Origin of the sequence: Pseudomonas extremorientalis (assembly GCF_001870465.1) — a bacterium.
Taxonomy (GTDB): Bacteria; Pseudomonadota; Gammaproteobacteria; order Pseudomonadales; family Pseudomonadaceae; genus Aquipseudomonas; species Aquipseudomonas extremorientalis.
In genome coordinates this window covers 1-7043 of the sequence record NZ_MDGK01000043.1, presented here as the reverse complement: position 1 = coordinate 7043, position 7043 = coordinate 1, and the positions used below count along the sequence as shown (strand labels likewise).

At 49.5% G+C, this 7043-nt stretch carries 4 protein-coding genes and 4 pseudogenes; all 8 read right to left on the bottom strand.

Features of this window, described 5'->3' with window-relative positions; genetic code table 11:
• A pseudogene (locus tag BFN10_RS17405) lies at window positions 1–537 on the bottom strand (DUF637 domain-containing protein); the annotation flags it as partial.
• A gap of 39 nt (window positions 538–576) precedes the next feature.
• Window positions 577–2126: pseudogene (gene tnpC / locus BFN10_RS17400) on the bottom strand (IS66 family transposase).
• Between the two features lie 18 nt (window positions 2127–2144).
• A pseudogene (tnpB, locus tag BFN10_RS28890) lies at window positions 2145–2500 on the bottom strand (IS66 family insertion sequence element accessory protein TnpB).
• Between the two features lie 348 nt (window positions 2501–2848).
• Window positions 2849–3202 carry an Imm2 family immunity protein gene (gene imm2, locus BFN10_RS17390; RefSeq protein WP_071490722.1) on the bottom strand — a complete coding sequence of 118 codons (354 nt, stop codon included), beginning with the start codon at window positions 3200–3202 and terminating at the stop codon, window positions 2849–2851.
• Window positions 3203–4012: 810 nt separating this feature from the next.
• Window positions 4013–4642: a hypothetical protein gene (locus BFN10_RS29290; RefSeq protein ID WP_130898117.1), complete on the bottom strand. Its 630-nt coding sequence runs from the start codon at window positions 4640–4642 to the stop codon at window positions 4013–4015.
• Between the two features lie 158 nt (window positions 4643–4800).
• Window positions 4801–5221: pseudogene (locus BFN10_RS28885) on the bottom strand (transposase); the annotation flags it as partial.
• Between the two features lie 92 nt (window positions 5222–5313).
• Window positions 5314–5868: a hypothetical protein gene (locus BFN10_RS28880; protein WP_083351490.1), complete on the bottom strand. Its 555-nt coding sequence runs from the start codon at window positions 5866–5868 to the stop codon at window positions 5314–5316.
• 2 nt (window positions 5869–5870) lie between these two features.
• Window positions 5871–7043: DUF637 domain-containing protein (locus BFN10_RS17385; protein ID WP_071490721.1), on the bottom strand; the 1173-nt coding region annotated here is incomplete at its 5' end.

The window sequence follows — 7043 nt, the reverse complement described above, 5'->3', positions numbered from 1 at the left end:
GGTCTTATCGCCTTTAACCAAAGAGTCCAGATGAACGACTAGAGCTTCGTTGATCCCGGCTGCCAAAGCCCCCGTTCTGAAGTCCCCGCCTGTGGCCTTAGAGAGCAAGCCACCCACCATTGCATGAACCACAATTTTAGGAGGGTAGCCTTCCGTCAGTACCCCATGGGTGTAGTCGCCAATGGCATTAAAACTTGCTGCAGCCAATGTATTGAACAATGCGCCTTTGAGTGCATCACCAAAGTCACCACCTTGTCCGAGCGCTTTGCTCAGCAAAGTCGACGTACCGTTCTGCAAGGCTTGGTTCGCCGCAAACTGGCCAACGCCGGTCCAGGTGTTGAGGGCTGGCGAAGTGATAACGGCCCCTGTGTTTGGATTGGTCTGCGTGCCTGTCCAACCATCGAAAAGCCCTTTCGTCAGGCCTGCCGTCACGCCCGATATCACGTAGCCCTTCATCGCATCCGATGAGGTGACGTCCTTGAACACTGCCCCCAGATTGCCCCGATTATTGATAACGCTGACGGTTGCATTGTAAGCGATCCATAAACCCCACCTATCCCAAGGTGAGTCAACGGTTTACCGTGGCATCTCCGGTGAGCAGTTCCACGGCAGCAAGGCTTCGTAGTCTTCGACCGTCGAGGCATATGGCAACCGCTCCAGTACGTGGCGCAGCCACGTATAGGGCTCCTGGCCGTTGACCTTGGCGGTCTCGACCAAGCTGTAAATCTTTGCGCTGGCGGCGGCGCCGTTGACGATATCACTGAACAACCAAGCTTTGCGTCCGATCACAAACGGCTTGATCGCTCTTTCAGCGGCGTTGTTGTCGATGGGTAAATAACCCGCTTCGACATAGCGCTCCAGTCGGTTCCAGTTATTTGCCAGATAGTGCACAGCCTTGCCTAATGCGCTTTGCGGCGTCACTTGGGATTGGGTCTTAGCCAGCCAGCTTTTCAGTTGGGCCAGGATCGGCGAGCTTCTTTCCTGACGAGCGATAAACCGTTGCTCATCGCTGGCGTCTTTGGATTCGCGTTCGATGCTGTACAGTTTGTTAATCATCGTCAGCGCGATATCAGCCCTCCCGGTTTTACCCTTAGGCTGCACTTTTTGCGCATCCACGAACTTGCGGCGTGCATGCGCCATGCATGCCAGTCGCTCCACGCCCGGCTGCAACACCAAGGCGTTATAGCCGGCGTAATCATCGGTCATCACATAGCCGCGATAGCTGTCCAGCAAACGCAACGGTACATCCTGCGCTCGGCTGGAGGTGTAGTCGAACAGCACGACTTTCTTGTCCGGTGGGCCACTGGCCTGCACCCACATCCAAGATTGACTGGTCGGGTCACGATCCGGCTCCTTCAACACCTGGACGCGGGTTTCATCGCAGTGGATCACCGGGCTTTCCAGCAAGCGGTCGCGCATCAAATTCCGCAGTGGCTGGAAGTGTTCGCTGCACTGGATCACCCAGCGCGCCAGCGTCTGGCGCGCAATCTCGACGCCATGTCGGCTGAGCACGGTTTCAAACCGGTGCAACGGCAAGCCATCGACGTACTTGGTAGTCAGCAGCATCGCCAGCACGCTGGGACTGGCCATACTCTTTTCGATCAACTGAGCAGGCTTGTCAGCCGTGACCGGTGCAGTTTCACACCCCCGGCAACCGTAGACCTTGCGGATGTGCCTGATGACACGGATCTGCATCGGCACGATGTCCAGTTGTTCGCTGGTTTCTTCGCCGATGGCGTGTTTGCGGCAACCGCAGGCACAGGTCAGTTCGTGTTCGGGCAGTTCGTGGATGATTTCGATACGCGGCAGATCGGCCGACAACGGCTTGCGCTTGCCACGGCGCGGCGCGGCGTCGGCGCAACGGCTTCTTCGTCAGGGTCATCAACGAGCGGCATCGGCTCGCTTTCGGGCTCGTTGAACAGCGCCAGTTGCGGCGTGTTGGGCTCGACAGTCTGTTCGGACTTGCGCCCGAACAAGCGGTCGCGCAGCAACTTGATCTGCTCTTTCAGGTCGACGATGTGGGTTTGATAAGCCTGGGCCACTTCTTCCTGGCGACTGAGTGCCTCAAGCAGCAGTTGCTTGAGCAAAACAGGATCATCAGGAAGGTCGTCGGGCAGGGAAATCATGGCCCGGATTATACCGGGTCAGGCTACGTAGCGTGGGGTCAAAACCTGATGAGGGCGATTGCGCCAAAGGTCAAAACCGTCGAGCAACCAGTTCAGTTCTTGGACGCTCAATACGATGGCTTCGTCGGTGACGTCGGGCGAGGTTTTGAAACGCTCGGATTCCAGGCGCTTGAGCCAAAGACAGAAGCCGTTGCGCTCCCAATAGAGGATTTCACCCGGTTGCGGGAGCGATTCAGAAAAACGAAAAGTACCGGGTCGAAGACGGCCACCTTGATATCCAGCTCGACCAGGGCGGCTAGGCCGTCGATGGATTTTCGTAAGTTCACGGACTTGGGGTAAAGGTAAACTTTTTCGACTTTGGCGTCGGGACGCATCATGAGGTGCCGGCTCCAGAAAGAGATCGGGAGCGCAGCATCGGGCTTCAATGGGCGGCTTTGAATGTGTGGGTGATGGATCGGTTACGAAACAGGTAAGTCTCCGATGTCAACGTGCCCCATTTGATCTGAATCAGGGCAAAATATCGGCCCTGCCAGATATTCATTCGCCAGTCTTAAGTTGATCATTCTAAAATCCTCCATGTACTTACCTAATTCGCGCGCACTACAAGGCCATTAGTGCTGACTCCGACAGCGATATTTTACTCAATCCCATTATGACTGATACGATACACATTTGCCGAGCCTGCGGTTTCTTACGATCTTAAAACCACCTTTATACAGAGTTTAACAAACCCCTAATACTCGAAGATCATCTATAAAATCTGCGGCCTCTTCCGGCGGCAACTCTTTCAACACAGAGGAAAGGCCAATCTTCTCGATCAGCTTTAAGGCAGAATCCATATGATATTTCTTGACACTCTCGGAAGATCGACCCGCTGAAAGAACAAGGGCTAAAATTTCAAGCATCAATTTCTCAACGGGCAGATCGAAGGAGTTTTCGAGTTCGCTGTAGGCAAAGCCTACCTCGCTTTCACCTTCGACCCAAGCGCTTCGATGCCTAAGCTTTACTCTGCAGTAGCTGTAATAACTGCCCAAAAACCAAGCCCTAATTTCAGCGTAAGTCACTCTTTCTTCCATCGCGGAGTACTCCTAGGCGAACGCAACATGACGCCCTGATCCTCGACAACATTCACAGCGAGAAAAAGGGTCAAATTCATATATTAAGAAAATTTAAATCCGCTCTCTTTTTTGTACTTTTTTGTTTGGAAAGATATGGCCTGACTTCGAGACCTCCTAAATACTTATCTCACACAGCGAAATGCAGCCATTAGAAAAATCAATAGTACTTTCTACAACTGACAGACAATCATCAGATTCAAGCACACTAAGTCCGCAACCATCAAACTCTAAATACACTCCGACACAGCCGCCGTCAACACCAACCATCCTATATTCATAAACCGCCACAACGCTCAACCCAAAAAAAACTTTTCAAACTACTAAAAGTTTTAACAGGGTACGAAAAATCATCATTTACCTCAGGCAGCCCGAGCAATTCCGGCTCCAACCTTAACGACACAAAACTTGAAACACCCTCACTAATTGTCAACGATACCCATCCGGTGGAAGACAGGTTAAAAAACAACACCAAAAACTCACATACTAAATCTCCACTCATAAAAAACGAACGAAACCTAAAATCATTTAACGTTTCATTTACCAGCATAATAACTAGCGCTTCATATTATAATTCAGGCCACCTTTGTGGAGAAAAGGAAGAAAATGGGCCAGACTTATTTATTCAGAGAATTTAAATCCGTCCCCCTTCCCTCTTCCCTCTTCCCTTTCCTTCAAGATATGCCCACTACACCAGACCCAATATCGGCTTGATCTGCTCATTCATTTGTACAAAAGTCTCATAGGACATGCTCGGGTCATCGTTGAGAATTAAATAGACCCCCCCATCAGCCGTACCGCCTTACGACACTTTCCTACCAATCGTGCAATTACTTCATCAGGACTATAGCCTAGAGCACTCTGACAAAGTTCTGCATCCCAGAACTGGGCAGGATATAGCGTATAGATATTATTGCGCCCATCAACATCTAAAGTTTTGTCCTCACGCAACCGATTATAAACCGCGTTATCATCGCTCAGCCCTCCTTGATAATACAGACCATACAGGTCATAGGATACATGAGCCCTATACCCCTTGAACGCCTCAATCACTTTTGGCAAATACTCATTCACAACAAGCGTATAATCAATAGCCTTATTTGATATTTTAAATCCAAACCGCAAGTGCTCGTCAAAGGAGGCTCTATCTTCATATATGTATCGATCACCACGATACGCATAGTCCCCCACACACCGGAGCCCTCTGATGGGAAGTTTAATCGTATAGGTTGCAACCAATCCGTCGCCGCAACTCGGGGTAGCCGGAAGCTCAAGACCTGCAAATCCTAAAGGAGCACCAATCCGAGACATTCTATCCATGACTTCAGCATGTCGCTGATTTATAGATTGAGCTTTATCAGGGCGCGCATAAAACCATAACTCTATATCTGCTGCACTCATGGAATTCTTGTCCTAGTACTAACAATGTTATCAAAACCATTGGACCGAATGAACGCTTTAGCCTATACCTCAACTTTTTGATTCGAAAACTCATATAAAACTTTATATCCGGGATTCTTGACTCCCCAGGGTCAGACCCCATTAACCGCATGCCCCACACGGGCGTTATAACTTGACCATGGATAATCTACTGCATCAGCTACCATGCAGGCACGTACTGGATTCAGTTCAATATACCGACAGCACGCAAGCAAATAATTCGCTGTTTGTACCAAACTTGATTTATATCGACTCTCCCATAACGTACCTGTACGACCCTCTAACTTTTTTCGATATCGAGTAGCCCGAGCGGCAAGCACCTTGATTAACTGCCCTAGTCCCGCCACTGATTTGCCTAGTGCCACTAACAAATGGACATGATTTATCGTCAAACAATAGACATATAGTTTTATTCCAAATGCGTTCTTGAGCTCTCGGAGGTCGCTCACATAACGCTGGCAATTTTCTTCAGCAGCAAACACCACGCTGTACAACGTGATGCGGATAGTCTGCCGAAACGATGCGTCCCATTCTGGGCATAGGTAACCTCCTTTCTTAAAAAATTACAGCCTAGCAAATGGATAAAAAATAAATCCGTCCCCTTTTCGCTCCCATTCAGCGATTAAAGGAAACTAGCTACAATACGAAGACATCAGAGCTTTTGCTGTTTTACCTTCTACTGAGGAACCCGCTGCCAACTCAGCTAACGTATCCTTCGAAATAAAATTTAAATCCAAATACTCATTAAATTCTTCATTTAGCGCTGAATCCCTTACAGCAATTACACCAAATTCCTCATATGCACTTTCAAAGACGATCCAATCGCATGCGCTATCGCATAGAATAATTGGATAACCAACCGCGCCATCAAAAAAACTTTCAAACCGTTTATTCAACCAAAAAACGTCTCTCTCCAAATCACTTCCATCGACAGAAAAACAAGTTTTTTCCAATGCTTCACCTCCTGAAAACTTTATAAATACATCTGACTTAAAACTGGAAACACTCTTCAAGATCAACCCGACACACACATCAACATAACACAACAATGGTCTCTCAAAGAACCAAAACGAAAGCCCTCCACTAGTAAACACTTTCATCGGCAGATCTTTATTAAAGTCAATAATACCTGTCAACCTATCAAGGAAAAAAGTCAATTCTAAATCTTCAACTCTAGAAATAGCCATCACTACTCCTCTGTGAATCTGATTTTCGCGGTGGGTTTTTTCAGCCCTTCTACAGTCAACGAGGCGGAGGGTTGCCCAGTGGACGTCGAAGCTGGATAGAAACGATATGTTTTCTCACCGTTAGTTAACACAGTAACTGAGCCATCCTGGGAAATAGATTTTATATAACCATTAGACTCAAGGGTCTTTATGGCGCTGCCTTGGCTAACATTGGCCTCAATCTGTCCTGCACTATTTCGGGTAGCCTTCGGCAAAAACTCAATCGCCGTTGCTTTTGCACCCCACAATCCCATCTTACCTAAAACTGCCGCAATGCCTACACCTGTCAGCTCTCCGGCCATGAACATGGCCCACGCCTTCACAAACTCATTCGCAGGCTGTGGCCCATCAAAACCTTGACCTTGTGCAAGGGCCAACTGCGCTTGCGCAGCTTCTTCAGCAGAATACCCCTGTTTCTGCATGTATTCGGCGAGGGTAGTTGACGCCTGCCCGTACTGCGCCAATCCTGCCGGAAGATGCTCCCCGAAATTGTATTGCGTAGCATTCTTCGCAACCCAGCCACCCTTCTCGATCGACTTAGCATCAGCATCCTTCTGCGAAGCCGCTGCCAGCACTCCCACAATCTGTGAACTCATGGACAAAAGGGTCTTATCGCCTTTAACCAAAGAGTCCAGATGAACGACTAGAGCTTCGTTGATCCCGGCTGCCAAAGCCCCCGTTCTGAAGTCCCCGCCTGTGGCCTTAGAGAGCAAGCCACCCACCATTGCATGAACCACAATTTTAGGAGGGTAGCCTTCCGTCAGTACCCCATGGGTGTAGTCGCCAATGGCATTAAAACTTGCTGCAGCCAATGTATTGAACAATGCGCCTTTGAGTGCATCACCAAAGTCACCACCTTGTCCGAGCGCTTTGCTCAGCAAAGTCGACGTACCGTTCTGCAAGGCTTGGTTCGCCGCAAACTGGCCAACGCCGGTCCAGGTGTTGAGGGCTGGCGAAGTGATAACGGCCCCTGTGTTTGGATTGGTCTGCGTGCCTGTCCAACCATCGAAAAGCCCTTTCGTCAGGCCTGCCGTCACGCCCGATATCACGTAGCCCTTCATCGCATCCGATGAGGTGACGTCCTTGAACACTGCCCCCAGATTGCCCCGATTATTGATAACGCTGACGGTTGCATT